The organism is Nakamurella sp. GG22, from assembly GCF_052976845.2.
Genome location: NZ_JBRIIO020000043.1, coordinates 1 through 26,669 on the forward strand (window position 1 = coordinate 1; position 26,669 = coordinate 26,669).

The 26,669-nt window shown below is 68.6% G+C and carries 29 protein-coding genes, 1 tRNA gene and 1 pseudogene; 15 read left to right on the forward strand and 16 right to left on the reverse strand.

All coding sequences use genetic code 11. The features are described from left to right. Nucleotides 1-871 (forward strand): ATP-dependent DNA ligase (locus ACVBEQ_RS25680; RefSeq protein ID WP_447156277.1); only part of this gene is annotated, 871 nt, incomplete at its 5' end. A gap of 74 nt (nucleotides 872-945) precedes the next feature. Further along, nucleotides 946-1,461 (forward strand): DUF6328 family protein, encoded by a 516-nt coding sequence (locus tag ACVBEQ_RS25685; RefSeq protein WP_447156278.1) that lies wholly within the window; start codon nucleotides 946-948, stop codon nucleotides 1,459-1,461. Nucleotides 1,462-1,484: 23 nt separating this feature from the next. Here ACVBEQ_RS25685 and ACVBEQ_RS25690 read toward each other — a convergent pair whose 3' ends face one another. Then, nucleotides 1,485-1,889: an MmcQ/YjbR family DNA-binding protein gene (locus tag ACVBEQ_RS25690; RefSeq protein WP_447156279.1), complete on the reverse strand. Its 405-nt coding sequence runs from the start codon at nucleotides 1,887-1,889 to the stop codon at nucleotides 1,485-1,487. A 119-nt stretch (nucleotides 1,890-2,008) separates the two neighbouring features. On the opposite strand from ACVBEQ_RS25690, the gene ACVBEQ_RS25695 reads away from it, so the two are divergent. The 4 genes from ACVBEQ_RS25695 (at nucleotide 2,009) to ACVBEQ_RS25710 (ending at nucleotide 5,872) form a co-directional block, all read left to right on the forward strand. Then, nucleotides 2,009-3,694, forward strand: a complete 1,686-nt coding sequence (locus tag ACVBEQ_RS25695; RefSeq protein ID WP_447156280.1) for an NAD(P)/FAD-dependent oxidoreductase — start codon at nucleotides 2,009-2,011, stop codon at nucleotides 3,692-3,694. Continuing rightward, entirely contained in the window at nucleotides 3,691-5,199 is a 1,509-nt protein-coding gene (locus ACVBEQ_RS25700) for an ATP-binding protein (RefSeq protein ID WP_447156281.1), read from the forward strand. Before ACVBEQ_RS25695 ends, ACVBEQ_RS25700 begins: the two co-directional genes overlap by 4 nt. 64 nt (nucleotides 5,200-5,263) lie before the next feature. Beyond that, nucleotides 5,264-5,611 (forward strand): UBP-type zinc finger domain-containing protein, encoded by a 348-nt coding sequence (locus ACVBEQ_RS25705; protein WP_447156282.1) that lies wholly within the window; start codon nucleotides 5,264-5,266, stop codon nucleotides 5,609-5,611. Nucleotides 5,612-5,719: 108 nt separating this feature from the next. Further along, the gene (locus ACVBEQ_RS25710) at nucleotides 5,720-5,872 is read left to right on the forward strand and encodes a hypothetical protein (RefSeq protein WP_447156283.1); all 153 of its coding nucleotides are present in this window, start codon (nucleotides 5,720-5,722) and stop codon (nucleotides 5,870-5,872) included. A gap of 70 nt (nucleotides 5,873-5,942) precedes the next feature. Here ACVBEQ_RS25710 and ACVBEQ_RS25715 read toward each other — a convergent pair whose 3' ends face one another. Then, nucleotides 5,943-6,341 (reverse strand): DUF3224 domain-containing protein, encoded by a 399-nt coding sequence (locus ACVBEQ_RS25715; RefSeq protein WP_447156284.1) that lies wholly within the window; start codon nucleotides 6,339-6,341, stop codon nucleotides 5,943-5,945. A gap of 123 nt (nucleotides 6,342-6,464) precedes the next feature. Here ACVBEQ_RS25715 and ACVBEQ_RS25720 point away from each other — a divergent pair, with 123 nt between their 5' ends. After that, a complete protein-coding gene (locus ACVBEQ_RS25720; protein WP_447156285.1) occupies nucleotides 6,465-6,929 on the forward strand; it encodes a hypothetical protein in 465 nt (154 codons plus the stop codon). A 4-nt stretch (nucleotides 6,930-6,933) separates the two neighbouring features. Here ACVBEQ_RS25720 and ACVBEQ_RS25725 read toward each other — a convergent pair whose 3' ends face one another. From ACVBEQ_RS25725 to ACVBEQ_RS25750, 6 genes and pseudogenes are all read right to left on the reverse strand, one after another. Then, nucleotides 6,934-9,108: a glutamine synthetase III family protein gene (locus tag ACVBEQ_RS25725; RefSeq protein WP_447156286.1), complete on the reverse strand. Its 2,175-nt coding sequence runs from the start codon at nucleotides 9,106-9,108 to the stop codon at nucleotides 6,934-6,936. 134 nt (nucleotides 9,109-9,242) lie between these two features. Next, the gene (locus tag ACVBEQ_RS25730) at nucleotides 9,243-9,680 is read right to left on the reverse strand and encodes a TIGR03618 family F420-dependent PPOX class oxidoreductase (protein WP_447156287.1); all 438 of its coding nucleotides are present in this window, start codon (nucleotides 9,678-9,680) and stop codon (nucleotides 9,243-9,245) included. Nucleotides 9,681-9,798: 118 nt separating this feature from the next. Next, nucleotides 9,799-11,418, reverse strand: coding sequence for an alpha/beta hydrolase domain-containing protein (locus ACVBEQ_RS25735; RefSeq protein WP_447156288.1), 1,620 nt, complete (start codon nucleotides 11,416-11,418; stop codon nucleotides 9,799-9,801). A 171-nt stretch (nucleotides 11,419-11,589) separates the two neighbouring features. Further along, a pseudogene (locus ACVBEQ_RS25740) lies at nucleotides 11,590-12,374 on the reverse strand (transposase). 857 nt (nucleotides 12,375-13,231) lie between these two features. Next, entirely contained in the window at nucleotides 13,232-13,474 is a 243-nt protein-coding gene (locus ACVBEQ_RS25745; RefSeq protein WP_447156289.1) for a hypothetical protein, read from the reverse strand. 333 nt (nucleotides 13,475-13,807) lie between these two features. Then, nucleotides 13,808-13,960, reverse strand: coding sequence for a hypothetical protein (locus tag ACVBEQ_RS25750; RefSeq protein WP_447156290.1), 153 nt, complete (start codon nucleotides 13,958-13,960; stop codon nucleotides 13,808-13,810). Between the two features lie 117 nt (nucleotides 13,961-14,077). On the opposite strand from ACVBEQ_RS25750, the gene ACVBEQ_RS25755 reads away from it, so the two are divergent. Further along, nucleotides 14,078-14,290, forward strand: coding sequence for a three-helix bundle dimerization domain-containing protein (locus ACVBEQ_RS25755; protein ID WP_447156291.1), 213 nt, complete (start codon nucleotides 14,078-14,080; stop codon nucleotides 14,288-14,290). Between the two features lie 211 nt (nucleotides 14,291-14,501). On the opposite strand, the gene ACVBEQ_RS25760 is transcribed toward ACVBEQ_RS25755, so the two are convergent. The 6 genes from ACVBEQ_RS25760 to glp form a co-directional block, all read right to left on the reverse strand. Next, nucleotides 14,502-15,626, reverse strand: a complete 1,125-nt coding sequence (locus ACVBEQ_RS25760) for a SagB/ThcOx family dehydrogenase (protein WP_447156292.1) — start codon at nucleotides 15,624-15,626, stop codon at nucleotides 14,502-14,504. A gap of 212 nt (nucleotides 15,627-15,838) precedes the next feature. Continuing rightward, a tRNA-Ala gene (locus ACVBEQ_RS25765) sits at nucleotides 15,839-15,914 on the reverse strand. Nucleotides 15,915-16,038: 124 nt separating this feature from the next. Further along, the gene (locus ACVBEQ_RS25770; RefSeq protein ID WP_447156293.1) at nucleotides 16,039-16,824 is read right to left on the reverse strand and encodes a 2-phosphosulfolactate phosphatase; all 786 of its coding nucleotides are present in this window, start codon (nucleotides 16,822-16,824) and stop codon (nucleotides 16,039-16,041) included. Then, a complete protein-coding gene (sepX, locus tag ACVBEQ_RS25775) occupies nucleotides 16,821-17,834 on the reverse strand; it encodes a divisome protein SepX/GlpR (protein WP_447156294.1) in 1,014 nt (337 codons plus the stop codon). The genes ACVBEQ_RS25770 and sepX overlap by 4 nt, the downstream gene beginning before the upstream one ends. A gap of 165 nt (nucleotides 17,835-17,999) precedes the next feature. Beyond that, nucleotides 18,000-18,668, reverse strand: coding sequence for a GNAT family N-acetyltransferase (locus ACVBEQ_RS25780; protein WP_447156295.1), 669 nt, complete (start codon nucleotides 18,666-18,668; stop codon nucleotides 18,000-18,002). A 5-nt stretch (nucleotides 18,669-18,673) separates the two neighbouring features. Next, nucleotides 18,674-19,897, reverse strand: coding sequence for a molybdotransferase-like divisome protein Glp (gene glp / locus ACVBEQ_RS25785; RefSeq protein ID WP_447156296.1), 1,224 nt, complete (start codon nucleotides 19,895-19,897; stop codon nucleotides 18,674-18,676). 181 nt (nucleotides 19,898-20,078) lie between these two features. Here glp and ACVBEQ_RS25790 point away from each other — a divergent pair, with 181 nt between their 5' ends. From ACVBEQ_RS25790 to mscL, 5 genes are all read left to right on the forward strand, one after another. Beyond that, nucleotides 20,079-20,702 carry a 5-formyltetrahydrofolate cyclo-ligase gene (locus tag ACVBEQ_RS25790; protein ID WP_447156297.1) on the forward strand — a complete coding sequence of 208 codons (624 nt, stop codon included), beginning with the start codon at nucleotides 20,079-20,081 and terminating at the stop codon, nucleotides 20,700-20,702. Nucleotides 20,703-20,856: 154 nt separating this feature from the next. Next, nucleotides 20,857-21,258 (forward strand): FmdB family zinc ribbon protein, encoded by a 402-nt coding sequence (locus tag ACVBEQ_RS25795; protein ID WP_447156298.1) that lies wholly within the window; start codon nucleotides 20,857-20,859, stop codon nucleotides 21,256-21,258. 343 nt (nucleotides 21,259-21,601) lie between these two features. Next, nucleotides 21,602-22,567, forward strand: a complete 966-nt coding sequence (locus tag ACVBEQ_RS25800; RefSeq protein WP_447156299.1) for a PQQ-dependent sugar dehydrogenase — start codon at nucleotides 21,602-21,604, stop codon at nucleotides 22,565-22,567. 85 nt (nucleotides 22,568-22,652) lie between these two features. After that, nucleotides 22,653-23,330 (forward strand): SAF domain-containing protein, encoded by a 678-nt coding sequence (locus ACVBEQ_RS25805; protein ID WP_447156300.1) that lies wholly within the window; start codon nucleotides 22,653-22,655, stop codon nucleotides 23,328-23,330. Between the two features lie 51 nt (nucleotides 23,331-23,381). Next, nucleotides 23,382-23,825 (forward strand): large conductance mechanosensitive channel protein MscL, encoded by a 444-nt coding sequence (gene mscL / locus ACVBEQ_RS25810; RefSeq protein WP_447156301.1) that lies wholly within the window; start codon nucleotides 23,382-23,384, stop codon nucleotides 23,823-23,825. 11 nt (nucleotides 23,826-23,836) lie between these two features. Here the strand turns inward: mscL and ACVBEQ_RS25815 are convergent, their stop codons facing one another. Both ACVBEQ_RS25815 and ACVBEQ_RS25820 read right to left on the reverse strand, forming a co-directional pair. Continuing rightward, nucleotides 23,837-24,025: a hypothetical protein gene (locus ACVBEQ_RS25815; protein ID WP_447156302.1), complete on the reverse strand. Its 189-nt coding sequence runs from the start codon at nucleotides 24,023-24,025 to the stop codon at nucleotides 23,837-23,839. 19 nt (nucleotides 24,026-24,044) lie between these two features. Further along, complete coding sequence (locus ACVBEQ_RS25820) at nucleotides 24,045-24,527, reverse strand: MogA/MoaB family molybdenum cofactor biosynthesis protein (RefSeq protein ID WP_447156315.1); 483 nt, start codon at nucleotides 24,525-24,527, stop codon at nucleotides 24,045-24,047. A 225-nt stretch (nucleotides 24,528-24,752) separates the two neighbouring features. Here ACVBEQ_RS25820 and ACVBEQ_RS25825 point away from each other — a divergent pair, with 225 nt between their 5' ends. Together ACVBEQ_RS25825 and ACVBEQ_RS25830 are read left to right on the forward strand one after the other, a co-directional pair. Beyond that, complete coding sequence (locus ACVBEQ_RS25825) at nucleotides 24,753-25,358, forward strand: biotin transporter BioY (RefSeq protein WP_447156303.1); 606 nt, start codon at nucleotides 24,753-24,755, stop codon at nucleotides 25,356-25,358. Nucleotides 25,359-25,389: 31 nt separating this feature from the next. Next, nucleotides 25,390-26,664, forward strand: a complete 1,275-nt coding sequence (locus ACVBEQ_RS25830) for an AMP-binding enzyme (RefSeq protein ID WP_447156304.1) — start codon at nucleotides 25,390-25,392, stop codon at nucleotides 26,662-26,664. Nucleotides 26,665-26,669 lie beyond the last annotated feature (5 nt).

Consider the following 26,669-nt stretch of genomic DNA (forward strand, 5'->3'; position numbering starts at 1 on the left):
CGACATCACCGACCGGCTACCCGAGATCGTCGGCGTCGTCAGGCAACTGCCGGCCCGGGAGATCGTGCTCGACGGTGAGGTGCTCGCGGTCGGTGCGGACGGCCGGCCGCTGGCCTTTCAGGTCATCGCCTCCAGGACGATGACCCGGGCGGACAAGGGACCGGAGAAGAACGGCCCGGTGAGTGCCCCGTCCGGCACACCGCTGTCCCTGTTCTGCTTCGACCTGCTGCACGTCGACGGGCGGGATCTGCTGGACGAGCCCCTGTCGGAGCGGATCGCTGTCATGGAGCAGGTCCTGCCGGCCGGGCTGATCGTCCGCCGGCAGGTCGTCAAACACGTCGACGAGGTCAGCGCCGTCTTCGCGGACGTCGTCGCCGCGGGGTTCGAGGGCGTCGTGGTGAAGAAGCTGGATGCGCCGTATGCCGCCGGGCGGCGGGACTCCGGCTGGGTGAAGCTCAAACCGCGGCACACCTTCGACCTGGCGGTGATCGCCGCGGAATGGGGGTACGGCCGGCGTCAGGGGTGGCTGTCGAACCTGCACCTGGCCGCGCGGGACCCGGGCACGGGCGAACTGGTGATGCTGGGCAAGACCTTCAAGGGACTCACCGACGAGATGCTGACCTGGCAGACCGCGCAGTTCCTCGAGCGCGAATCCCGCCGGACCGCCGGCACCGTCTTCGTCGAACCGCCGCTCGTTGCGGAGATCGCCATCGATGGGGTGCAGGCATCGACGCGCTACCCGGGTGGGGTCGCGCTCCGGTTCGCCAGGGTGTTGCGGTACCGCCCGGACAAGACACCCGAGGAGGTGGATTCGATCGACGCCGTGATTGCACTGGGAGCGCCGGCGGGGGTGACCGACGAGCAATCGTGACCATCGCTGCGCCGATCGGAGGCGACGGGTGATCCCGAGTGGCCCCGCCTCCCGGGTAGCGGAACGATCGCCAGATGCATGACGACGATGCCGATGACGATGCCGATGGCGATGCCGATGCCGACGACGGGCGGGGCGAGACCCCGCTGCAGCGACTGGACCGCAACTGGGCCGACCTCCTTCAGGAGCTCAGGGTCGTCCAGACCGGCGTGCAACTGCTGACCGGGTTCCTGCTGACCCTGCCGTTCCAAACCCGCTTCGACCAGCTGACGCCGTTCGGTCGGAACGTGTACCTGGCGACCCTCGCGGCATCGGTGATCGCCACCGGCTTGCTCATCGCACCGGTGAGCCTGCACCGCGTCCTGTTCCGCAAACACGCCCGCCGGGCCACGGTCGACATCGCCCACCGGCTCGCGCAGGTTGGCTTGGCGTTCCTGGGCGTGGCCATCATCGGTGTCGTGCTGCTGATCTTCGATGTCGTCGCCGGCGCTCCCGCCGGTGCGGTTGCCGCGGTCCTCGCCGCGGGGTTGCTCGCCGTGTTGTGGGTGGTGCTGCCACTGGTCGTCCGCAGCAGGCACACCGGCGATTGAGCCCCCGCACGCAACGGACCCGGCTACCGGCCGGCGCGCTTCTCTCCCGATCGACCCTCTCCCGATCGACCCTCTCCTGATCGACGAGGTGCTGGCGCGACCACGGCGTGCGCACTGTCGACGATGTCGGCGATGTCGTCCCAGTCCTGCTCGACGTCGAGGTACACCCCGATCCACCCGCGCCCGCCCACGTAGGGCGGGCGATAGAACCTGCGCTCATCCAGCGCCAGCCACCGCTGTTGGGCACCGTCGGGTGCCGCGGCGACGAACCCGACCCGGTCGTCGTGGTGGTGGTCGGCGAACATCACGAACTGCTTCTTGACGAACCACGACGGCTCGCCGTGGCTCAACCGCTCGGTCGTCCCCGGCAGCGCCATGCACAGATGACGCAGGCGTTCCAGGCTCTCCTCGGTGCTGGGTACGACCATCCACGGGACGCTAGCCGACAGCACGCACGGCGCATTTGTTCAGCCGACAGCAAAGTCGGCAGTCCGCCCCGTTCCCCCGCATCACTGCCGCGGTTACGATGCGGCGGGAAAGAGGTGTGATGACAGCAGACCCGCAACATCCGACCGAAGCCCGAGCGGCGATTCTGACTGTCGACGACGATCCCGGAGTGTCCCGCGCCGTCGCCCGCGACCTCCGGCGGCGGTACGGCAAGAACCACCGCATCGTCCGGGCCGAGTCGGGTCAGCAGGCCCTGGAGGCGCTGCGCGAGATGAAGCTGCGCGGCGACCAGGTCGCGGTACTCCTGGCCGATCACCGGATGCCGGAGATGGACGGGATCCAGTTCCTCGAGAAGGCGATGGACGTCTTCCCCACCGCCCGCCGCGTGCTGCTCACCGCGTACGCGGACACCGACGCCGCGATCACCGCCATCAATGTGGTCGACCTGGACTACTACCTGCTCAAGCCGTGGGATCCGGCGGAGGAGAAGTTCTACCCGGTGATCGACGCGCAGCTGGATTCCTGGCGGCGCACCGACCACCGGGTGGTGGCCCAGACCAAGCTCATCGGCCACCGCTGGTCTGCCAGGTCGAGCGAGGTACGGGACTTCCTGGCTCGCAACCAGGTGCCGTTCATCTCCTATCTGTCCGACGAGCGGGAGGCCGAAACACTGCTGTCGGCAGCCGGTTTGGACGATTCACGATTGCCGGTGGTGGTGACGCCGGGCGGCGAGGCGCTCGTCGAACCGACCGACACCGAACTGGCGGCCAAGGTGGGCATGAGCACCGCACCGGCCAGCGACTTCTACGACCTGGTGGTGATCGGCGCCGGACCGGCCGGTCTCGGCGCGGCCGTGTACGGCGCGTCCGAGGGTCTGCGGACCGTGCTGGTCGAGCGCACCGCCACCGGCGGTCAGGCCGGCCAGAGCTCTAGGATCGAGAACTACCTCGGGTTCCCGGACGGCGTCTCGGGAGCACAGCTGACCGAGCGCGCCCGACGGCAGGCACTCAAGTTCGGCGCCGAGATGCTCTCCGCCCTCGACGTTGTCGCCGTGGAGGACAACGGATCGGCGCGGACCGTGAGGTTCGCGGACGGGCACACGATCGGCGCGCACGCGGTCATCCTGGCCACCGGGGTCTCCTACCGGCGGCTCACGGCGCCCGGCCTGGACGAGTTCGCCGGGCGCGGCGTCTACTACGGATCCGCACTCTCGGAGGCACCGGGCTGCGCCGGGCAGAACATCTACATCGTGGGCGGCGCGAACTCGGCGGGCCAGGCGGCGGTGTACTTCGCCAGGTACGCCAAGTCGGTGACGATGTTGATCCGTGGACCGTCGCTCGTCGCGTCGATGTCGTTCTATCTGATCCAGCAGATCGAATCGATCCCGAACATCACGGTGCAGACCTCCACGGAAATCGTCAGTGGGCACGGCACAGACCACCTCGAGGGATTGACCCTGCGGCACAGCCTCACCGGCGAGGAGGAGAAGGTGGAGACCGGATCGGTCTTCGTCTTCATCGGCGCCGCGCCGCGGACGGATTGGCTGGACGGCACTGTCGTCCGCGACGACAATGGCTTCATCCTCGCCGGACCGGAACTGCTGGTGAACGGCGAGCGCCGACCGGACTGGCCCCTGGACCGCGATCCGTACCTGCTCGAGACCAGCATCCCGGGCGTCTTCGTCGCCGGCGACGTGCGGTCGGAGTCGGTCAAGCGGGTGGCCAGCGCGGTCGGCGAAGGGGCGCTGGCGGTCATGCTGGTCCACCGATACCTGGAGAAGCGATGACCACTGATGCGGCCGCGGGTGCAGCGGCGGCCGCGGACGGCTCGCTCCGGCCGGCGACGTCGACGCCGACCACCTGCAGTCCCGAAGAACTGCGCACCCTGTTCCTTTTCGAGAAGCTGACCGACGAGCAACTCGACTGGCTCTGCACCTCAGGGCATGTCGAGGTGTTCGAGCCAGGCCCGGTCTTCACCGAGGGAGATCTCGCGACCTGTTTCTACGTCCTGCTGGAAGGGTCGCTGGTGCTGTACCGGCGGGTCGGATCCGACGACATCGAGACGACAAGGACCTCCCACCGCGGCTCCTACGCCGGGGCGTGGCGCGCTTACCTCAAGGAGAGTTCGCCGCAGACCTACAACAGCACCATGCGGGTGACGGTTCGCTCACGGTTCTTCGTTCTCGACGCCCCTGTGTTCGCGGCGATGATGGAACAGTGGTTCCCGATGGCGCTGCACCTGCTGGAGGGCCTGTTCTTCGGCATCCAGAACACCCAGGAGGTCGTCGGCCAGCGAGAACGGTTGCTGGCCCTCGGTTCCCTCTCCGCCGGTCTCACCCACGAGCTGAACAACCCGGCATCCGCGGCGGTCAGCGCCACCGTTGCGCTTCGCAACCGGGTAGCGGGCATGCGACACAAGTTGCAGATGATCGCCTCCGGCAAATGGGCGGCGGCGGCGATGGAACCGCTGATCGGGTTGCAGGAGGCAGCGGTCGAGCGGGTCGCCAAGGCGCCGACGCTGTCCCCGATGGAGGCCAGCGATCGGGAGGACGTCATCGGGGAATGGTTGGAGGAGCACGACATCTCCGGCGGTTGGGATCTCGCACCGACGTTCGTGCAGGCCGGCCTCGACGTCGACTGGCTCGACGTGGTCGCCGACAGCGTCCCGGCCGAGGCGCTGGACGGTGCCATCCGCTGGCTCAACTACACGGTCGAGACCGAGCTGTTGATGAACGAGATCTACGACTCGACAACGAGGATCTCCACCCTGGTCGGCGCCGCCAAGCAGTACTCACAGTTGGACCGTGCACCGTTCCGGATCGTCGATGTCCACGAATTGCTGGACAGCAGCCTCACCATGCTGGGCAGCAAGATCGGCGCCATCAAGGTCGTCAAGGACTACGACCCGGCCCTGCCGAAGGTGCCCGCCTACGCCGCCGAGCTGAACCAGGTCTGGACCAACCTGATCGACAACGCGGTCGCGGCGATGAACGGCACCGGCACCCTCACCGTCCGGACCAGCACCACCGATGACGCGATCACCGTCGAGATCGGTGACACCGGAACGGGTATCCCGCAGGACATCCAGTCCCGGATCTTCGAGCCATTCTTCACCACCAAACCGGTCGGCGAGGGCACGGGTCTGGGCCTGGACATCTCCTGGCGGATCGTCGTCAACAAACACCACGGCAATCTGTCGGTCACGTCGGTGCCCGGCGACACCCGGTTCCAGGTCACGCTTCCGCGCACCACACCGGACCCGATCGACGACTCCGACCCCGACGACGAATGACCCTCACCCACGACGCACCATGGGATCCCACACCGGACGACCTGAACGACGATGAAGGAGCGCGATGACCGAGACCCCGGGGATCAACCCGGCCGTGCCGCCGAGTGGCCCGGGCTGCGTCGAATGCGAAGCGTCCGGCGGGTGGTGGTTGCACCTTCGGCGTTGTGCGGAGTGCGGCCACATCGGATGCTGTGACACCTCGCCCTCCCAGCACGGGAGCAAGCACGCGGCGTCCACCGGCCATCCGTTCATCCGCAGCTACGAGCCCGGTGAATCCTGGTTCTGGAGCTTCACGGACAACGAGTTCTACGACGGGCCCACGCTCGCACCACCGGAGCATCATCCGCTGAACCAGACCGTGCCCGGCCCGGCCGACCGGGTTCCGCGCGATTGGCAGCGACACCTGCACTGAACGGCCGAACCGCCCTTTCGTGCCTTGCTGGACGGTGAATTGGGGCTTACGCTCCCTTTCCGGTACATCCGTGCCGATTGGGCAGTTCAGATGATCCGGAGGTTTGCCATGGCATTCGATGATCTCGTCAACAAGGCCAAGGAACAGCTGACCGACGAACGCATCGACCAGGCGGCTGCAGCGATCAAGGAGAGGACGCCCGACAACGTCGACTCGATCGTGGATCAGGTCGCGGAGAAGGGCAGAGAATTCAACAATTGAGTGCCACACGGTGGGAGAGCCGACGGGGACGCCGGCTCTCCCCTTCAGGCCCAACTGAGCCTGCCGGCTGCTACCAGCCGGACAGATCGACGTCCAACGTCAGCAACCCGTGCTCGATCAGCCCGGTACCTGCGATGCCGGCCAGCTCGCCGGTGCCCGACCCGGCGACAACCATTGCCCGCGTGACCGTTTCCTGACCGTCACCCATCGATGCCCCGTGCTCGACGACGAAGCTTCCGGACCGTCCGCGCAGCGTTCCGACGATCCTCTCCTGGGCCACGTAGGACGCCCCCCGGTCACCGCTGGTGGTCAGCGCATGCCCCGTTGCGGTGGCGGTCAGGTCGTCACCCGAGTACTCCTTGGCGAGCTGCACCCAGCTCATCTCAGGCGCCGTGCTGTCGGCGGCGGGCTCGTCGGCGTGGACGTCCCAGGTGGTGATGCTGAACGGAAGCTCCAGGTGGACCGGCATGGCGACAGTCTGGCCCATCGCACCGACAGCCACGCACCCAGCGGCGCACACCGGCAGCCCGGAGAACCGGCGCCTGCGCGCCATCCGGATCGGGACGGCGCGGCCCGCTGCTACGGTCGGGAAATGCCAGGACTGGACGAGATCGGCGCGCGCGACGGCTGGCGCTGCTGGATCTGTGACGAGCCCGTCGACCCGAACACCTCGGTGAACGACGGCCGCGGCCCCAGCGTCGACAGTTATTTCACCGCCGGCAAGGCCGCGAAGGGCGCGAAGAACAAGAGCGACGGCGGCGAGCGGCTCGCCCATCGCGCCTGCAACACCAAGAAGGGCGCCACCACGCCGGTGATCCGCTGGCCCGACCGGCTCCTGGTGTCCGATCCGGCCGTCCTGCTCACCACCATGGACCGCCTCGGCCGTAAGGGCGGCCGGGAGATCGTCGGTCGCAGCCCGAGCGCGGCTGATGCCGACCAGGCAGTGGACTGGCTGCAGGACAGGCTGTCCCGGCTCACTCCCGGCCTTCCGGTGGCGGCCTCCGCCGAGCCGGGCGGCGGCCAGCACCTGCTGGTACTGACCGTCGCCCGCCGCTGACAGCTCAGAGAATGAACAGCATCTCCTGGTATGTGGGCAGCGGCCACAGGTCGTCTGCCACCACGCCCTCGAGCAGATCCGCCGCGGCACGCACGGCCGACATGGCCGGCAGCAACACATCCCGGGCATGCTCGGCCTCGGCCAGCGCCGTCGAGCCGGCGTCCGCGTGCAGTGCCGCGTCCAGCGTCACCAGCGCCGTCCGGAGATCAGCCAACGGCGCGGAGACGGCTTCCAGCAACGACGTGTCGGCATCCACCCCGGCCGCCTTCAGCGCACCGAGGTTCAGCGCGAGCTCGGTCTGGTAGCGGACCGAGGCGGGCAGCACCGATGTCCGGCCGATCTCCAGCATCAGCCGGGCCTCGACGCCGATCGTCAACGCGTACTGCTCGAGACCGATCTCGTACCGGCTGTGCATCTCCCGGTGGTTGAACACCTTGTAGTGCTCGAACAGCTCCATCGCCTCGTCCGAGATCAGCTCGGGCAGGGCGTCCAGTGTGGTGCGCAGGTTCGGCAGGCCGCGCTCGGCGGCCTCGATCTGCCAATTCTCCGAGTAGCCGTCACCGTTGAACACCACCGCACCGTGCTCGGTGATGATCTCGGTGAGCAGGTTCTGTACGGCGGTGTTGAAGTCGGTGCCGCCGTCGACGGCCGTTTCCAGCGAGGTAGCCATGTAGTCCAGAGCCTCGGCCATGATGGTGTTGATGGTGACCATCGGGCCGCCGACGGACTGCATCGATCCCGGCGCACGGAACTCGAACCTGTTGCCGGTGAAGGCAAATGGACTCGTCCGGTTGCGATCGCCCGGGTCGGTGGGGAGCACCGGGAGGGTGTCCGCCCCGATGATCAGCGTGCCCTTGCCCTTCGACGACGTGGCCGCCCCCTTGGCGATCTGGTCGAAGACGTCGGCGAGCTGGTCGCCGAGGAAGATCGAGATGATGGCCGGCGGCGCCTCGTTGGCGCCGAGCCGGTGATCATTGGTGGCCGACGCCACCGACGCACGGAGCAGCCCACCGAACTTGTGCACCGACCGGATCACGGCGGCGCAGAACACCAGGAATTGCGCGTTGTCGTGCGGGTTGTCGCCCGGCAGCAACAGGTTCCCCTCGGTGGCGTTGCCGAGCGAGAAGTTCACGTGCTTGCCGGAACCGTTGACCCCGTCGAACGGCTTCTCGTGGAACAGGCATTCCATGCCGTGCTTCTTGGCAATCGTCTTGAACGTCGTCATCAGCAGCTGCTGATGGTCCGCCGCGACGTTGGCCCGCTCGAACATCGGCGCGATCTCGAACTGCCCGGGGGCGACCTCGTTGTGCCGGGTTTTCGCCGGGATCCCCAGCTTGAACAGCTCCCGCTCGGTGTCCATCATGAAGCCGAGAACCCGCTCCGGGATGGCCCCGAAGTAATGGTCGTCGAATTCCTGACCCTTGGGCGGCTTCGTCCCGAAAAGGGTGCGGCCGGCATTCAGCAGGTCGGGGCGGGCCAGGAAGAAGTGCCGATCGACGAGGAAGTATTCCTGCTCGGCGCCGCAGTAGGACACCACCTTCGAGGGGCTGTGGCCGAAGAGCCGCAGGATCCGCTCCGCGTGCTCGGCCATCGCCTGCTGCGAGCGCAGCAGCGGCGTCTTGTGGTCAAGCGCCTCACCGGTCATCGACACGAAAACCGTTGGAATGCAGAGGGTATTGCCGTTCGGATTCTCCAGGACGTAGGCAGGGCTGGTGACGTCCCAGCCGGTGTAACCGCGGGCCTCGAAGGTGTTCCGCAGGCCGCCGCTGGGGAAGCTGGATGCGTCCGGCTCGCCCTGGATCAGGGTTTTGCCGCCGAATTCCGCCAACGCCGAGCCGTCGCCGGCAGGCTCGAGGAAGCTGTCGTGCTTCTCGGCCGTCAGCCCGGTCAGCGGGTAGAAGACGTGCGCGTAGTGGGATGCACCCTTTTCCAGCGCCCAGTCCTTCATCGCCGACGCGACCGCGTCGGCGACCATCGGATCCAGCGGCGCCGAGTGCTCGATCGTCGCCAGCACGGATTTGTAGACCGACTTCGGCAGCCGCTTCTGCATCACTGCCCTGCTGAAGACATTCTCGCCGAAGACCTCGCCGGGCGTCTCATCGATCGCGAAACTGACCGCAGGCGGCACATAGGCTTCGACATCCCTGATCGCCTGCTGGCGAACGCTGCTTGCACTCACTGAGCCATCCCTAGAACAGCGCTGCCGACAAGCAGCTGGAGACAAAACGGACTTGTCCAAGCTAGGGATGCTGTTGCACTGCTATTGGTCGGTGGTGTTTCCAGTCGATGAATGATCGCTGTGCCGCTGCCGCATCAATTGCCGTAAATCCGGACCGGGTCGACCAGCACGACGGTGCGGCGCTGCTCGAGCATCACCCGGTCGTACTCGTCCCAGTCGTCGTGGGTTCCCCCGGCCGCGGTGAAAACCTCGCGCAGCAACAGGCGCAGCCGATCTGGACTGATGTCGACGTTCGGGATGTCCGGTCCGACGAGCTCGGCACGCCCTTCGATGGTGGCCCATTGCCAGCCGGCCTGGAAGGTCATCGCGATCTGCGGGCGCTCCCGGAGGTTGGCGATCTTCACCGGTCCGTAGGTGGCGAAGGCGGCGACCGTGACACCGGTCAATGGGTGTTCCATCAGTCCGGCGTTGACCAGTGATGCCTGGATGGAACCGTCGGCGCGCAGCGTTGCCACGACCGCAAGGCCGTGCTCCTTGCTGATCAGTTCCGAGATCGAGTCGAGCGTGGTCACATCTGTACCTCCGTGGTGATGTGCTCCGAGTATCTCCTCTCGGCACCGCCCCGGACTTGTGCCTTTTGGCCTGCGGCGACCGGGACCAACGGGTCCCGGCCGCCACCGGTCGAATTGCTTACGACGCCGGCGGGACGTCGGCCCGTTGCGCCTCCCTGATCAGCATCCGTCCGTCGTAACCGGTGATGAAGCCTTGCTTGACAAGTGCCCTGGTGTCCCTGACGACCGCCCTGACGTAGTCGCTGTGCGTCGGGTAGAGCTCGCGCAGCCGCTCGGCGCTGAACGGGATCTCGTGCCCGGCGATGAAGCAGAACGACGCTCCTGTCGAGGTCCCGTTCCAGGTCGACGTCGGCACGTCCACATACGGGGAGCGGAGCCCACCCTGGACGTTGCCGAACTCGTCAAGGACCGGCTGCCCGTTCTGCACCACGATCGGCGATCCGTGCGGCGGCGGAACATCCTTGCGAACCCACAGATCCAGGTTGTGCAGGATCGCGTCGAAGAAGATCGAACTCGGGAAACGGCTCCGCGGACCCTCGTTGCATTCCATCGGCGGCACGTCTCTGCCGCCCTTGATGATGTCCTCGGGAAGGGCGGCGAACTCCAGTTCAGTGGGGGTGGCATGGCCCGCGCCGGCCATCTCGTACCCCCGATACCGGTCCGAGGGCCAGTCGCTGTCCGGCCGGCGAGAGGTGATGCCGCGCAGGTAGTCCGACTGGGACATCACATGCATGACCGGGACGCCGACATTGCTCAACTGGCGGCGCGGATCGTCCACCGCCGGCACCGGCTCGCACTGGTTGATCGGGTAGATACCGGCGAATGCACCTCCGGCGACAGCGACGATGTAGCCGTCATAGGTGGAACGGCCGGTCTGCTCCTTCGCCAGCGGCGCGACGGCATTGATGTAGTCGTACATATAGCCGCCGGTCTGCGAGTAGCCGAAGCCGTACAGCGTCAGGCCCTTCTTCAGTTTCCGGTCGCCGTACGCGACGGGGTTCTTCGCGGACTTCGAACGGAGCAGTTCGCCGACCTGGCTGTAGATGTCCCAGGCGAGCCCGTTCTCCGTGCTGCGGGAGCTGTCGGCGGGCACTGTGGAGCAGTTCGCGGGATCGGACAGTGGCAGCGGGTTGTCCATCGACAGTGCCGCATACCGCTTCGGATCGAAGGTCTTCAGCGTTTGCATGGAGACCGGCTTCACCGTCACCCCGACCCAGACGTCACCCTTGCGGATCAGCTCCTCGTGCATCAGCCCCCAACCCAGGTTCAGGTCGAAAAGGTTCGACGGGTTGAGCGGCTCGACGACGACGTTGCCGCTGAACTTGCCTTCTTTCGCCGGGCGCCGCACGAGAATCCTGGTCGTGTAGGGAGCGTCCGCGGTCCGGATCACGGCGGGTCCGGGTGCCGGCCAGGTGTAGACGTTGGCCAGCCCGCTGATGAAGTACTCCTCCTCGACATAGCCGATTTCAGCGAGGTTCTCCGGTACCGCGGTGTACGCGGCACCACCGAATGGGTGCGAATTCCTGGTGACGCGAATGGGCCCGGTGATGTTCGGAACCGTGGCCCCGGCCTCGCTGGTGACAGGCGGTGCCGCCGTCACCGGTGAAGCGACGCTGTCGAACGCGTCGAGTGCCGCAAGGGACATGGCGTTGTCGGCCGCGGGTGCGGCAAGACCGGAGGCCGCCGGCGGAACAGCGACCGCAGCGGCCACCGCCGCCGCGAACGCGACCGTTCTCATCACCACCCTCCGCCTCGGACGTCGGCGCGTTACAGCTGCGTCGTTGCGATCTGTCAGCACGTGTCCTCCTGCTCATCGCCTGCGCTCGGCACCGCCGAACCGCCGCCTCCGTGACGGGTCAAGCCCATTCGCGTGGTGTATTGAGTTCGGTCACCGGTGATCCCTCGTCGGTCAGGCGGTGAGGGTTTCGGCTGGTCTGGTAGTGACCTCCTTCGTCGGGCTGGACGGATCGCCCGTGTTGTCGGTAGCGAGGGTGATGCGGGAGCGGGCCAGGACGTCCAGGCCGAGGTAGCGGCGGCCTTCGGTCCATTCGTCGTGTTGCTCGGCGAGCACGGCGCCGACGAGGCGGATCAGGGCGGTGCGGTCGGGGAAGATGCCGACGACGTCGGTGCGCCGGCGGATCTCCTTGTTCAGTCGTTCCTGGGGCCGCCTTCCCGGACCTTGAGGACCAGCGCGTCGGCGGCGACGAACGTGTACGGGCCCTGGTCCAACGGGCGGGACCGGAACGCCTCGACCTGCTCGTCCAGGTCCCTGGCCATCACCGACACCTGCGACTTCGACAGCGATGTCACCCCAAGGGATTGCACAAGCTTCTCCATCCGGCGGGTCGACACACCCAGCAGGTAACACGTCGCGACCACCGACGTCAGCGCCCGCTCGGCCCGTTTGCGCCGCTCGAGCAACCAGTCCGGGAAGTAGGACCCGGACCGCAGTTTCGGGATCGCCACGTCCAGGGTGCCGGCGCGGGTGTCGAAGTCGCGGTGCCGGTACCCGTTGCGGGAGTTCACCCGCTCATCGCTGCGTTCGCCGTACCCGGCGCCGCAGATGGTGTCGGCCTCGGCGCCCATCAGCGCCTGGACGAACGTGGACAACATCGAGCGCAGCAGGTCCGGGCTCGCCGCGGCGAGCTGATCGGCCAGGAAGGTTTCGGGGTCGATAGGGTGAGCAGAGGTCATCGCGTGGTACTCCTTCGGCAGACTGTGAGAGGTCCTTCGAAGAATCACGCGGTGACCGTCCTCGTCCCAGCCCGACACGCCCACGATCAAGATGGGCGTGTGGCCGTACACCACTCTGCAGGACTCAACTCCGTGACGGCACTTAGCGAAGCTAGTTGCCCGATCGGCTGTGACCCAGGGCACATGGTCGGCATGGCCGAACAACGCCGCGAGAAACGGGATGGGAAGGTGGATTCGGCTCAGACCGGCTGGCCGGAGACGACGTCGACGCGCCGGCGCGCCACTGCGTGCCCGAAGCGACTGCCTCGGGTGCCTACGGGTGACGTGGCGATGAAGATCTGTGCAGGTCCCACGGTTCGCCGAAGGCAGGTTCATCGCCCCGTGGTGACAGCTTCATCGTCCGTTCACCCGGGTGGGCCAATGTTGGGTCGGCAGGACCGCATCGAGGCGGTTGTCTTGGGGGGCCGGTGACCGATGGGCGTTGTGGGCCATGACCTTCCGCACCATGCGTCCATCGAACCGGCTCCGGTGGACAGCTCGTCCGTCAGTCCTCGCAGTGACTCGGTCCTGGGTACTTTGTTGCGCCACCACCGGCGCAGCAGGGCGTTCAAGGAGATCGAGCGACTCATTCGCACAGCACCGACCGCGAGCATTCGCGACGATCTGCTGGCCATCGCGGCCCGGAACGACCGCCAGTTGGCCGCCGTGCGAGCCGTCGGCCGACCGTCAGATGACGGTCAGCACCGCGGATGACGGCGGGTTCAGACCCTTCAAGGCGTTCAGACCCCTCAAGGCCGTCAGGTTGGGCCCGGCCGCACTCGTCTGCGCTCCTCTGCTCGGGAGAGGGCCAACCGGCGTCATCCGCCAGTTCTGGTCCACGCCCCAGCCGGTTCGAGGGTGCGCCGCCGACGGCGCTGCGCACTGCTGAACGCGGAAAGGGGTCGGGCCAGCGCGTGCGCCATGCGGCCGCCCCGGCTTCGCGACGGCAGGCCTTTCGGTACCGGCGGCGGCTCCCGGTACCAGCTGTTGTCGACGTCATAGCCGTTGGTCGCCTCGATCATTCGCCATCGGGCCGGTTCGTCATTGCTGTCGGGCGGCATTCTGTCCTCCTTTCGCTGAAAGCGATCGGGGATGTCGGAGTTGCCGGCCCGACCCCATGATCAGCATTCCGGACCGCAGATCGATCTCGTAGAACGGTGCCGGTGCCGTTCTGTCGTCAAGCACAACCGGGGTCATCCGACACCGGCCGCCACGCCGACTCGGACCCATCTCGCAGAACGGCAGGACGAATCGACGGAAGTAGCCGGCGTGTCCGGCCCCGCACGGCGGGCCGTCGGCATGCCATGGCATGAAGATCTGCTCTCCCGACGACATCGATATAATGAAAGACGTTTCAGGCCAGTCGGTGTGCGCGCGGTCGATCAGGCCGTCGATCAGCGTCGGCGCGCGATCCGGCAGGTGCTGTTCGGCACGGGGTCGCGCCGGTCGCCGCCACCGGGGCTGCGCCGCGGTCGTCTGCTCGGGATCCGCTCGGCAGGTTCGACGCCGACCCAGAAGCGGGATGTCGTCAGGCGGGATGTCGTCATGGTCCCGATCATGGGTGGCGCCCGCAGAGCGCAGCCGACGACCCGGTGCCCATCAGGTGACGCGATGATGAACCTTTGCGACAGGACAACAGGAGCCGGCGCTGGCAGGATGCGGCGATGGACATGGGCAAGCCGGCGCACGAAGCACGTGCGATGGAAGAAGTGGTCGAGCGACTCGTCGCCCGTTTCCCCGATGTCCCGGAGGTTCGGGTCCGCCAGGCCGTCACGGCGGCGCATCAGCAATTTGCGGACCGGCCCGTCCGGGACTTCGTTCCCGTTTTCGTCGAGCGCACGGCGAAGGACGAGCTGAGCCGCCTGCGAATTGCCTGATCGACGGGACGTCGACCTCTCAGCTGTACTTCATCGCTGCGCCGTCGGTGCTTCAATGTCTGTTCGTCACCAGGGGGCATTCTTCTTCGGGTGCGCCGCGTCTCGGCGATCGCACCCGGGGCCATGACGTCGGCAATCGGGGCGGACCCTCCGCCTCCGAACGGGTCTGCGGCAGGGTCGTACGCACCTCGAGCACTCTGATGCGGCCGCCCTAAACACGCCCGACACTGAGCAGGTAGACGGACACCTCCTCCCGACCATCGATCCCCAGCAACTCGTTGATTCCGCGATCGTCGTAGGCACCGACGGCGCAGGCCCCCAGGCCGAGCGAGGTGGCAGACAGGTACAGGTTCTGTCCGAGGTGCCCGGCCTCGATGACGCCGTACCGATAGCTGCGCTCGCCGTACTTGAACCGCATCCGCTGGAAGATCATCGTCAGATACACCACCACTGCGCATTCGCCCAGGAATTGCTGATTGAGGCCGTGTTTGACGACGTAGTCGCGGAAGTCGCCGGCTCGGATCGGGTCCAGTCCGTGATGCTCGGGGCTGTAGTGGTAGACCCCCGGCTGCACTTCGGCGACATTGTGCACAACGGTGTAGGTCTCGATCGGATACAGCGCACCGGACGACGGGTGATGCCTGCGCCCGTTTGCAGAAAGTCCGGCAGTGAGCAGTAATATCCGCGACAACTGCTGTGCCGTCATCGATGTCCCTGAGTACGCCCTGACCGAGTGACGTCGGGCCATGGCAATCTCGGTCGTCAGACCACCCGCCATCGATACCGGAGGCAGCGCCACCCGCACAGCGTCGTCGTACGACTTGTACAGAGGCGGTTGCCGGCCCAGGTTGGACAATGCGCCGACAGCATCGATCATCCCGGGGTCGGACGACCAATCGTGATACACCAAACCCAGGTCGGTGCCCTGCTCCAAGGTGGGACGGGCGCGCAGGCCGTGCCCGATCAGGTAACCCCCGACGCCGCCGAGGGTCAGCCCGACCAGGCCGCGTCGCGAGAGCAGCACCGCCTTCGATGTCGGACCGACCCCAACCGGTGGCTTGTCCCGCCGGGGCCGCACCGGCGGCGGCGAACCACTGACCTTCCGCAGACTTCGCCGTAACCGAAAGCCGCCGTAGGCAAGGAGCTGCCTCATGTTCAGAACGAGGTGGATCACGACGACGACGATCAGCGCATAACCGAGATAGGTGTGCCAGGAGAAGCCGTGCAGGTCCCACAGATGCACGATCAACCCGGTGACGATCGTGCCGGCTGTGACCACGAGCAGGAGCCAGCTGTTGAGGTGGTCGAGATCCTGACGCATTCGCCGGAGCTTCATCAGCACTCCCCGCAGGTCGCCGACGCTGGACCTCCATGGTAGGTGTGCTGACACCCGTGACCGGAGCGGTCGGGATCCGGGGGCCGGCGACCCCCGATGTCAGGTGTCAGCACGACATTGCGGCTGAGATCGACGATCCAGCCGTCTTGCGCAGAATCCTGATGCCTGTCGATCGCAACGGATCTTCGACAGGCCAGTCCAGGCCGGAAACGTGGTGGAGCTGCGGGGAATCGAACCCCGGACCTCTTCGATGCGAACGAAGCGCGCTACCAACTGCGCTACAGCCCCTGGTCACGGTCTGCACCGCGAGCCGTCGACAACAATAGCAGCGGGTGGGCGGGTCCGTGTCCATGCCGCTCGGCCGCTCGGCAGGTGCCGGTAAGGGTCCGGACGAAGCCTGCCCAGGGCCGCCTCAACCCAGCCGGAAAGCATCTCCGCTCAACACCGGAACGCCGCCGGAGACGTCGATCTCGGCCGCGACGGCGATCTCCTCCGCGTACCCCGCCTCGGCGAGTTCACGACCGGACGCGCAGGCGCCGAGCGCCATCGCCGGCCTGCCGAGGGATTGGTAGGCGGCGCGGGCGGCCGCAGCCTCGGGTGACAGCGGCCCGGCACCCAGACCCGCCAGTGCGTCGATGACCAACCCGGCGCCCCAGAGATCCTCCACCGCCGGCCGCAGCGCGTCCCCCGGCCAGCGCTCACCGGCGGCCACCACGGCGATGGGCCCGCGGACCGCTTTGACGGCCCACCGCGCGCAGGCACCGGCGTTCCGCAGGCACGCGCCGATGACCAGCATCTGGGCCTCACCGAGCTGCCGGCAGATGGCCGCCCCGTTGGGCGATGGCAACACCAACTTGCCGGTCACCGTCAGCGGCCCGCCGTCCGTGGCAGCCCGCCGGACCGACACCGGGGACAGGCTGACGCCGCTGCTCCCGGCCTCGCGGCGTCCGACCGCGAGCACGGCGCCTCGCGATGCGGCGAAAGCCGCTGCCGACGCGTCGCGGAAGCGGTAGGGATACACGTCGATACCCAGATCGACGGCGACCGACAGGGTGGTGGTGAACGACAACACGTCGACGACGATCACCGCCGAGGCCGCCGCCGAGATGGCGGTTGCGCCCTGCAGACCCCAGTCGAACCGGACGCCGAACTCAGCCTGGCTGTAGGGATCCGCCGACGCCCGGGCCGGCGACGTCACTGACCCGCGGCCCGCCGATACGCCATCGGCTCGTGGTAGGGATCCAGCTCGTCGAAGGCCGGGTCGTCGTCGTCCAGGTCGACCACCGTGCGCCCGGGAACGACGGCCGACAGGCCACCCCGCGTCCGACGCGGCGCCCGCTGGTACTCCGGCCTGATCTGCCGGGCCCGCTGCAGCCGTTCCATCCGTCGTTGCCGGATGGCGGCCTCGATCCGGACCTGGCGGCGAAGGTAGCTGAGGTAACCGACGAGCAGGGTTAGGCTGACCGCGGCACCGACCCAGAGCCAGTTGACCAGCACCAGCGCGAGCACCGAGAAGGCCACCGTCGCGATCAGCAGGATCAGCGCGACCCGGCGCCGCTGCTGGTAGCGGTACGCCCTCGTCGCTTCCGCGGCCTCGGGGTCGAAACCGCCCCGGCCCGGCCGGCGGGGCACGGGCCGGAGTTCGACGTCGTCGGTCTCGGCGGACGGAGTTCCGACCGGCGCGGCCGCAACATGATCCGACCATTCCTGTTCGTCGATCTCGTCGGGCACCTGCGGCCGGTCGATCGGCCGGTCCTGCTCGACATCGACTGCGACACGCGTCGTCTCGAGCTCGGTGGTCGCGTCGTCGAAGCTGTCGGCACCGCGATCGTCGAGCTGCTGCGGCGCGCGGAACGGCGTGGATCCGGCGGTCACCCTGCGCGGGCGGGATGACTGCGCGGCCGCCCATTCCTCAGCAGCGTCGGCCGGTTGCGCGTCCGCGTTCTCGGCACCGACGGCAACCAGTTCGTCCTCCGGGCCGGCGTGCGTGCCGTCGTCAACCTGGTCGGAGTTGCTCATCATTCGTCCTTTCGGGCCGCGGGCGGGCCTGCGGCGCAGCGACGCGGAAGCGCGCCTGAGCACCCGGAACCCGGACCCGGCCGGCTCGACCTGCGGAACACGTTCACGACGGCGGGCCACCATCGGCACCAGCACGACCAACCAGGCGATCACCAACAGCACGACGATGAGGGATGTCGGGATGTTCATCGGGTGCTCCCCTCACTCGGGCCGCACAGCGCGCGACGACAGACCGGCCGGTCAAGATCACGCTAACGACTGACAGCCCGCAGACCGGGTAGGGACACACCCTTGGCTTCCCCTGGTCACGACCGGTCCCCATCGGGGGTCACGGCCGGGGAATCCCCCGGGGGCTCACCTGTTGGGATCGCCGGTCCGCCATCTCTCCAGCAGTTGCGGCAGACCGCCGGGCACTTCCTCGACGGTGAGGGCGTACAGCAGGTGATCCCGCCAGGCGCCGGCGATGTCGAGGTAGCGGACCAGGTGTCCTTCCTGACGAAAGCCCAGATGCGCCACCACCGCTCGCGACGCCAGGTTCTCCGGCGCGATGGTGGCTTCGATGCGGTGCAGCCCGACGGGGCCGAATCCGTGCGCCACCGTCATGGCGACGGCGGCGGTCGCCACCCCATTGCCGTGGAACCGGGAGTCGACCCAGTACCCGACCCAGCCCGAGCGCAACGCACCGCGCTGGACGCCGCCGAGCGTCACCTGGCCCGCGAACCGGCCCTCGACGGTGATGACGAACGGCACGACCTCGCCCCGGCGGGCGCCGACCCGCAACAGGGTGCGGTGCGACCTCCACATCGAACGCGAGTGACGCTGTTCCCAGGTGAGCGTGCTGGTGGCATCCCACGGGGCGATGAGCGCCTCGTCGCGCAGCCTCGCGCCCTGCCAGTCGGGCCAGTCCGATCGGCGCAGCGGCCGACCGACCACCCTTCCTGCGCTGGTCTTGACCGGGCCGAGGGTGGTGGGCCAGCCGGGATGTGCGCCGGAGAAACCGGCCGACACACCCGCCGGGCTCATGGCTGTTACGCCCGCTGGGCGAGGAACGAGACCGGGACCTCGGTTCCGGGCGGAACGGTCGTGGTCTCCTCGTCGACGAGCACCAGGCAGTTCGCCTCGGCGAGCGAGGCCAGCAGATGGGTCCCGCTACCGCCGAGGATGTGCACCAGGTAGTCGTCCTCGTCGTCCCGCATGAGCTGGCCGCGGAGGAACTGCCGCCGCCCGGCGGGCGAGGTGATCGGCTCCAGGGTGCGGGCCATCACCGTGCGCCGGTACGGGTTTCGCCGCCCGAGCATGATGCGCAGCACCGGCCGGACGATCACCTCGAACACCACAAGGGCGGAGACCGGGTTGGCGGGTAGCAGGAACGTCGGCACCTTGTCCGGTCCGAGCAGACCGAAACCCTGCGCCGAACCGGGCTGCATGGCCACCCGGGAGAGGTCGAGCTCACCGAGGTCGGCCAGTGCCTCGACGACCAGTTCGGCGGTGTGCCCGCCGGCGGCACCGGCGATCAGTACCATTTCCGACACCAGCAGCCGTGCCTCGACCAGTTCGCGGAAGCGGCGGGGATCGGCAGACACGATGCCGACCCGGTTGGCCTCGGCACCGGCGTCCCTGGCGGCGGCGGCGAGAGAGAAGGAGTTGACGTCGTACACCTGACCGGGGCCAGGCGTCCGGGCGACGTCGACCAGTTCGTCGCCCACCGAGATGATCGAGAGCCGGGGTCGCGGGTGCACCAGCACCTTGTCCCGTCCGACCGCGGCCAGCAGCCCCACCTGGGCAGATCCGATGAAGGCACCGAGCCGGACGGCGACATCCCCGGGCTGGACGTCCTCGCCGGTGCGCCGGACGAATTGCCCCGACTCGACCGGTTTGCTCACCGAGACCCGGGCACCGCCGCCGGTCGTGTACGACCGCGGCAGGACCGCGTCGGCAACCGTGGGCAGCGCGGCACCTGTTGCGACATAGACGGTCTGGGCCGGTTGCAGGCGGTGCGGCGACCGCGCTCCGGCCTCGATCTCGCCCACGACGGGCAGCACGACCGGGTGACCTTCGCTCGCGATGGCGACATCCACCGAGCGCACGGCGTACCCGTCGATCGCGGCCTGATCGAATGCCGGCAACGCCGCCGATGCCACGATCTCCTCGGCACACAGCAGCCCCTGGGCCTCCGAGATGGCGACGCGCACTGCCGGCGGCGTCACCGCGATGGCCAGCACCCGCTCCAGCTGTTCGGCGACCGACCTCATCCTGTCGATCCCGAGCGCGGACGGGTATGTCGGGTGGTGCCGCCATCCAGGCGAGTGCCGCCATCCAGGCGCGGCACCGCCGGCGGGGGGACGACAGGGGCGTTCATGGTCACCAACCGTAGTGCCTGACCACCCGCCATCCCCGCCGACACCGGTCCCGGGCTGGCCTAGCGTGTGGAGCGTGCAACCAGCGGACCCGCCGATCGGCGCGCAGAAGGATCGGTTGCGCGCTGCGCTGATCGAGTCCCGCCGATCCCGTGGCGAGGCTGAACGGCGGCGCGCCAGGGCGGCGAACGCCGAGCACCTGCTGGTCGCCGTGCAAGGCCTGTCGTGCGTCGCCTGCTATCTGCCGCTGCCCACCGAGCCGCTGGCCCGGGAACTTCTGGACCGGCTCGCAGAGACCTGCCGCGTCCTGGTGCCGGTCACCCTCGGGCCGCTGCCACTGGACTGGTGCGAGTACCCGGGGCCGGTCAGTCCTGGGTCTTTCGGGATCCTCGAACCGACAGGCGAACGACTCGGATCCGGCGCGATCACCGACGCCGACGCGGTGCTGGTTCCCGCGTTGGCGGTCGACAGGGCCGGCCACCGTCTCGGCCGGGGCGGCGGACACTACGACCGCACCCTCGCGCTGCGCCACCGGCTGCGCTCCGAGCGGAACCCGCGCGGAACCGTTCCGGCCGACCGGACCGCGCTGATCGCGGTGCTCTTCGACGGGGAATTCGTCGACACCCTCCCCCACGACGCCTTCGATCAGCCGGTCACCGCGGTCGTCACCCCCGGCGAGGGTGTGCGGCTGTTGCGCTGAGCGGCCAACGGCCCGGTTATTTGCGCGCTCAGCCAGTTCGGGAGCATCATCGAATCTGGCAGTCCGAGCGCTCGAGTGCCAGCGCCCAAACTGCAGTACCCACCACCCGGCCTCCGTCGCGTCGTCGCGACCCGGCCGCCACCCGGAGGACCCCGTGCCCACCTATCAGTACGCGTGCACCGAATGCGGCCACCGCTTCGAGGCCGTTCAGTCCTTCACCGACGATTCCCTCACCACCTGCCCGGTCTGCAGCGGTCAGCTGCGCAAGGTCTACGGGTCCGTCGGAGTCGTCTTCAAGGGCAGCGGTTTCTACCGCACCGATTCCAGGGAGGGCGCCAAGAAGGGTGCCGCCAAGGTCTCCGGTGACAAGGCAGCCGAGAAGACGGGCGCCAAGAGCGACGCGGCAGCGGCCAAGAGCGGTTCCGAGAAGTCGTCGGATTCGGCGGGATCCAGTTCCTCTTCGTCCGGCGGTTCGTCGTCCGGCGGGTCCGGTTCGTCGAGCAGCGGTTCGTCCGGCAGCGGTTCGTCCAGCCCGACCAAGGCCGCCGCCGGCTGAGGCCCCGCCGTTCGCCCGACCTCCGTCGGTGAACGGCTCCGCAATACTGGATCGGGTGACAGCCACTCCCCGTCCGCACCGAACTCAGTTCCGCTCGGCCGCTGTCCGGATCGGCCCGCTCGCGGCAACACTGCTGCTCCTCGCAAGTTGTTCCGGGCAACCCGCTGCCGGTCCGACAGCCACCACCATCGGGGTGCCGACCAGTCAGCCGGCGTCTTCGGCAGTGACAACCTCGGGAACGGGGATTTCCGAGGCGGGGACCTCCCAGGCGGGGACCTCCGCGGCTCCGACCTCCCGGGCGCCCACGTCAGCAGTGGCGCCCACCGGCCAGCGGGGTTTCGCGGTGACCACCGTCGCCACCGGCCTGGCGGTGCCGTGGGGTCTCGGGTTCCTGCCGGACGGAACCGCGCTGATCACCGGCCGCGACGACGCGACGATCAGCTCGGTGGCCGCGGACGGCACGGTCAGCCCGATCGGCACCGTGGCCAATGTCGCCCACGGCGGCGAAGGCGGGCTGCTCGGATTGGCTGTCTCCCCGGACTTCTCGTCCGACAACCGGCTCTATGTCTATTACACGGCGGAGGACGGCAATCACATCGACACCGTGACCATGCGGGACGGTGAGCTGACCGATCAGCAGGCCGGACTTGCCGGTATACCCAGCGGCGGCATCCACAACGGCGGCCGGATGATGTTCGGACCGGACGGGCTGCTCTACGTCGGCACCGGTGACGCCGGCGACCGGGAGAACGCGCAGAGCGCCGACTCGCTCGGCGGCAAGATCCTGCGGCTCACGCCCGATCTGGAGCCGGCTCCGGGCAACCCTGGCTCCGGACCGCAGTACTCCCTGGGTCATCGGAACGTACAGGGCCTGGCGTTCGACGACACCGGACAGCTGTGGGCCGCCGAGTTCGGCCAGAACACCTGGGACGAGCTCAATGTCATCACCGCGGGCGGCAACTACGGGTGGCCGATCGTGGAGGGTCAGGGTGGTCAGGACGGTTTCATCGACCCGCAGCGGGTCTGGTCGACCGATGAGGCCTCCCCGAGCGGCATCGCGTTCTGGGAGGGCTCGATCTGGATGGCCGGCCTCCGCGGTCAGCAGTTGTGGCAGATCCCGATCGAGGAATCGCCCGACGGACCGGCAACGGGCGAACCCATCGCGCATCTGTCCGGCGACTACGGGCGACTCCGCACGGTGCAGGTCGCGCCCGACGGAAGCCTGTGGGTGACCACCTCGAACACCGACGGCCGCGGCGATGTCCGCGACGGTGACGACCTGATCCTCAGGGTGGCGCCGGCGGCCTGACCGGGAGTTGTGCACATGCCGCGCGGCTGTCCACAATTCGCGCCGCGCAACGACTTCAATGGTGAGCGGTCCCTAGCGTCGGTTCATGCGGCAGTGGTGGAGATCGGAACGGAAGCGTTTCCCGCGTGCGCGGACGGGATTGCAGGCGTTGCCGCACGAGCGGCTCCGGCAGTGGCTCGCCGACCGGCGTCGCGGCGGGCGGCTGCCGCGGACCCTTCGCCGTGTCGCGGCCGCCGCCCTGGTGGTGGTCGCAGGCGTCCTTGCCGTGACACCGACCGGCGCCGAGACAGGTGAGCGGGTGATCGGGGTCGCCGCCGACCTGCCGATCGGTACCCGCCTGCAGCGTTCGGACCTCCAGGTCATCAACGCGGTCCGCGTCCCTGACGGGGTGGTGCGGGATCCTGAACAGGCTGTCGGCCGGGTGCTGGCCACAGCGGTTCGACGCGGCGAGATCCTGACCGATGCCCGGCTGGCAGAAGTCCCTGGCCCGGCACCCGGACCGGGGCGGATCGCCGTCCCGATCCGGCCGGCCGACGCGGCGATCGTCGCGCTGCTCAGCGCCGGCATGCATGTCGCCGTGCTGTCGGTCGACGAGGACGGCACGGCCGTGGTGCTGGCCCCGGACGCGGTGGTGTTGGTGGCAGGTCGACCCACCGAGAGGGGGAACGAATCCCCGCCTATCGTGGTGTCGGTCCCCGTCGAGTCTGCGAATGCGCTTGTCGCAGCGACAGTCGTTGGTACCATTGCGCTCCGGTTCACCTGATCGCAATATGGAACGGCTAACTTCGCCGCGTTACGACATCAGGGAGAGTCGATGATCAAGGGTTTCCGGGACTTCATCCTTCGCGGCAACGTGATCGACCTCGCGGTAGCGGTGGTGGTCGGCGCCGCCTTCACGGCACTGGTGGGCGCCGTCACCAGCAACCTCATCCAGCCGGTGCTGAACGCGTTCGGCGGGGTCGACACCGGCTCGATCGGTTTCTACATCAACCCGGCGAAGCCCGATTCCTATGTGAACATCAGCGCGATGCTGGGCGCCGTGATCACCTTCCTGATCACCGCGCTGGTGGTCTACTTCGTCTTCGTCGCGCCGATGAAGAAGATGCTCGACATCGCGTCCCGTCGGAAGCAGCCGGTGAAGGCGGACCCGACCGAGGTCGACCTGCTGGTGCAGATCCGCGACCTGCTCCGGGACGGCAACGAGCAGCAGTTGACCGCCGCCAACGGCTCGCGGGATCCGCAACGCCACAGCGAATGATCAGGCACCGCTCAGCCGTGATGCGGCGGGCGGTTCTCCCGGTACCAGCGCTCGAGGTCGGTGTCGCCGGCCCCGCGGTCGGGCCGGTCGTCCATCTCGTCCTGGGTGACGTCCGGTAGGACGTCGCCGAACACCTCGTCCAGCGTGCGCCGATCCGCCGGCACCCGCCCGGACGGTTGGTCGGGGACTTCTCCGGTCACGGCCGCCGCTCCAGCGTGGTCAGACGCCGGGGTCTGACAGCTGCTCGATCACATGGATGGCCAACGGGTTGAGGGTGGCCATCCCGTCGCGGATCGCGGCCCGTGAACCCGCGAGGTTGGCGACCAGTGTCGACCCGGAGACGCCGACCATCCCGCGGGAGACGATCGCGTCCATCACCCCGGCCGCCATCCCGGACCAGCGCAGTGCCTGCGCGATACCCGGCAGCTCACGGTCGATGACCTCCGCGGTCACGTCAGGCGTCACATCGCGGGGCGAGACCCCGGTGCCGCCCACCGTGACCACGAGGTCGACGCCGCCGATGACGGCGGTGTTGAGCGCCGTGCGGATCGCGACCTCGTCCGAGGGCACCGCAACCGAGCCGTCCACCACGAACCCGGCCTCCGCGAGCAACTCGGTGACCAGCGCTCCCGCGCCGCCGTCGTCCTCGCCGTGCAGGGTGTGGTCGGTGATCGAAACGATCAGCGCCCGACCGGCGTGCATGGTTGTCGACACGCGAGGGGCCTCCTGGTGATGGTCGACCGGCGCCGCCGGTGGGCGACTTCTGCGGTCGAGTCACCTTATCGACTGCGCCGGGTCGCGCCCGCACCCGGGCTCCCGGTCCAGGAAGCGACCGGAGGGCCCTGGTCCCCTATGCTCCCGTACGACATCGGCATTCTCCGCGCCGGCGGCAGAGCCGTGACACCCCACCGGCAGAGGAGCATCCCCGTGGCGCAACGACGGAACACCGCCAGGGATCTTGCGCAGATCGCCATCTTCGCGGCGCTCATCGCGGCTCTGGGCCTGCCCGGCACCATCACCATCGGAACCTCCGCCGTGCCGATCACTCTGCAGACCTTCGGCGTCATGCTGACCGGCGGCATCCTCGGCGCACGCAAGGGTTTCCTGGCGGTGGCGACCTTCCTGGTGTTGACCACGGCCGGCTTGCCGCTGCTCGCCGGTGGCCGCGGCGGGATCGGCGTCTGGGCCGGGGCGTCAGCCGGCTACCTGGTCGGGTTCCTCGCCGGCGTCGTCGTCATCGGGTTGCTCACCGCGCGGATCCTCCCGAAGTACCCGCTGTGGCAGGGGATCCTGGTGAACCTCGTCGGCGGAGTGCTGGTGATCTACCTGTTCGGGGTGCCGTGGTCCGCTGTCCGGACCGGCGGCTGGGGTCCGGCGTTCAGCAGCATGCTGACCTTCCTGCCCGGTGACGTCCTCAAGGCAGTGGTCGCAGCCGTCATCGTCAAGCAGGTTCACCGGGCGATCCCCGGGTTGATCGTGCCCACCTCCGCCGCCAGTCCTCCGGCGCCGCCGGCGCAGAAGGTGTCGAACTGACCCACCGCGCACCCTGTCCAGGGCCGACCCCGTGACACCGGCGACATCGGCGGAGCCACCCGGGTTGCGACTGGGCGGAGCTGGCGACCGCCGTGCCATCACCGCGGACGGCGTGGCCGTGACCTACGGGGCGCTGGCCGAACTCATCGCGGCGCAACGTCAGCTTATCGCCGACCGCGACGGACCGGTTTCGGCGACCGGCCTGCCGGTCATCGACTGCCTGGCTCTGGTGTTCGCCGCGGCGTTCGCGGGACGGGCCGTACTGATCGCCGACCCGGCGGGTGTGATCCCGCAGGTGCACGTCGTCCCGGATGGGACCTTTCTGATCGCCGTGACGTCCGGCACGTCCGGCGCACCGCGCCCGGTGCTGCGAACCGCGGCGTCCTGGACATGGTCGTTCGCACCGTTCGGCCTGCTCACCGGGATCGGCCCCGATGACCGGGTGCTGCTGACCGGCCCGCTGCACGCGACGCTCCATCTGTTCGCCGCCGTGCACGCCCTGTCGGTCGGCGCGGAGATCACCGACCGACAGCAGGACGCGACCGTGACGCACGCGGTGCCCGCCAGACTCGCGGGTCTGCTCTCCGAACTGCCCGTCGACGCGCCGCTGCGGACGGTGGTGGTCGCCGGTGCGGTCCTGCCCGATCGCCTGGCCGAGCAGGCCGTCGCCCGCGGGATGACGCTGATCGAGTATTACGGGGCGGCCGAGCTGTCCTTCGTCGCCGCCCGCCGGTACCCGGAGCCGCTGACGCCGTTTCCCGGCGCCGAGGTGCAGATCCGGAACGGAACGTTGTGGGTCCGCTCGCCGTACCTGTCGACCGGGTACCCCAAGGGGCGGAGCGGTCCCCTCCGCCGGGACGACGACGGTTTCGCCACCGTCGGCGACCTGGCCGACCCGCTGCCGGGCGGCGGCCTGCTGATCCGGGGACGCGGCGACTCCGCCGTCACCACCGGTGGCGCCACCGTGCTCGCCGAGGATGTCGAGCGGGCGCTGGGATCGCTGCCGCAGGTGTCCGCGGTCGCCGTCGTCGGCGTCCCGCACGCCACGCTCGGCGAGGTCCTCACCGCGGTGGTCGAACCCCGCCCCGGGGCCGATCTCACCGGGATCCGCGACGCGGCACGTGCCCTTCTGAAGGGACACTCGCTGCCCCGTCGATGGTTGGTCGCGGACCGGCTGCCCCGCACACCGAGCGGCAAGATCGCCCGCCACCCGGTGGCGCTGGCCGCGGCGCGGTGGGCCAGGGACGGATCCTGCGGTGCGCACTCCCCGCCGGAGGAAGTCCCGGGCCTGCGGCCACTACCGTAGGTGTC

Bases quoted from the DNA above. Each gene is read 5' to 3' on its own strand.
- ACVBEQ_RS25685 (WP_447156278.1), top strand. From the start codon at position 946: ATGCATGACGACGATGCCGATGACGATGCCGATGGCGATGCCGATGCC.
- ACVBEQ_RS25690 (WP_447156279.1), bottom strand. From the start codon at position 1,889: ATGGTCGTACCCAGCACCGAGGAGAGCCTGGAACGCCTGCGTCATCTG.
- ACVBEQ_RS25695 (WP_447156280.1), top strand. From the start codon at position 2,009: ATGACAGCAGACCCGCAACATCCGACCGAAGCCCGAGCGGCGATTCTG.
- ACVBEQ_RS25700 (WP_447156281.1), top strand. From the start codon at position 3,691: ATGACCACTGATGCGGCCGCGGGTGCAGCGGCGGCCGCGGACGGCTCG.
- ACVBEQ_RS25705 (WP_447156282.1), top strand. From the start codon at position 5,264: ATGACCGAGACCCCGGGGATCAACCCGGCCGTGCCGCCGAGTGGCCCG.
- ACVBEQ_RS25710 (WP_447156283.1), top strand. From the start codon at position 5,720: ATGGCATTCGATGATCTCGTCAACAAGGCCAAGGAACAGCTGACCGAC.
- ACVBEQ_RS25715 (WP_447156284.1), bottom strand. From the start codon at position 6,341: ATGCCGGTCCACCTGGAGCTTCCGTTCAGCATCACCACCTGGGACGTC.
- ACVBEQ_RS25720 (WP_447156285.1), top strand. From the start codon at position 6,465: ATGCCAGGACTGGACGAGATCGGCGCGCGCGACGGCTGGCGCTGCTGG.
- ACVBEQ_RS25735 (WP_447156288.1), bottom strand. From the start codon at position 11,418: ATGAGAACGGTCGCGTTCGCGGCGGCGGTGGCCGCTGCGGTCGCTGTT.
- ACVBEQ_RS25745 (WP_447156289.1), bottom strand. From the start codon at position 13,474: ATGCCGCCCGACAGCAATGACGAACCGGCCCGATGGCGAATGATCGAG.
- ACVBEQ_RS25750 (WP_447156290.1), bottom strand. From the start codon at position 13,960: ATGACGACATCCCGCCTGACGACATCCCGCTTCTGGGTCGGCGTCGAA.
- ACVBEQ_RS25755 (WP_447156291.1), top strand. From the start codon at position 14,078: ATGGACATGGGCAAGCCGGCGCACGAAGCACGTGCGATGGAAGAAGTG.
- ACVBEQ_RS25760 (WP_447156292.1), bottom strand. From the start codon at position 15,626: ATGAAGCTCCGGCGAATGCGTCAGGATCTCGACCACCTCAACAGCTGG.
- sepX (WP_447156294.1), bottom strand. From the start codon at position 17,834: ATGAACATCCCGACATCCCTCATCGTCGTGCTGTTGGTGATCGCCTGG.
- ACVBEQ_RS25780 (WP_447156295.1), bottom strand. From the start codon at position 18,668: ATGAGCCCGGCGGGTGTGTCGGCCGGTTTCTCCGGCGCACATCCCGGC.
- glp (WP_447156296.1), bottom strand. From the start codon at position 19,897: ATGAGGTCGGTCGCCGAACAGCTGGAGCGGGTGCTGGCCATCGCGGTG.
- ACVBEQ_RS25805 (WP_447156300.1), top strand. From the start codon at position 22,653: ATGCGGCAGTGGTGGAGATCGGAACGGAAGCGTTTCCCGCGTGCGCGG.
- mscL (WP_447156301.1), top strand. From the start codon at position 23,382: ATGATCAAGGGTTTCCGGGACTTCATCCTTCGCGGCAACGTGATCGAC.
- ACVBEQ_RS25820 (WP_447156315.1), bottom strand. From the start codon at position 24,527: ATGCACGCCGGTCGGGCGCTGATCGTTTCGATCACCGACCACACCCTG.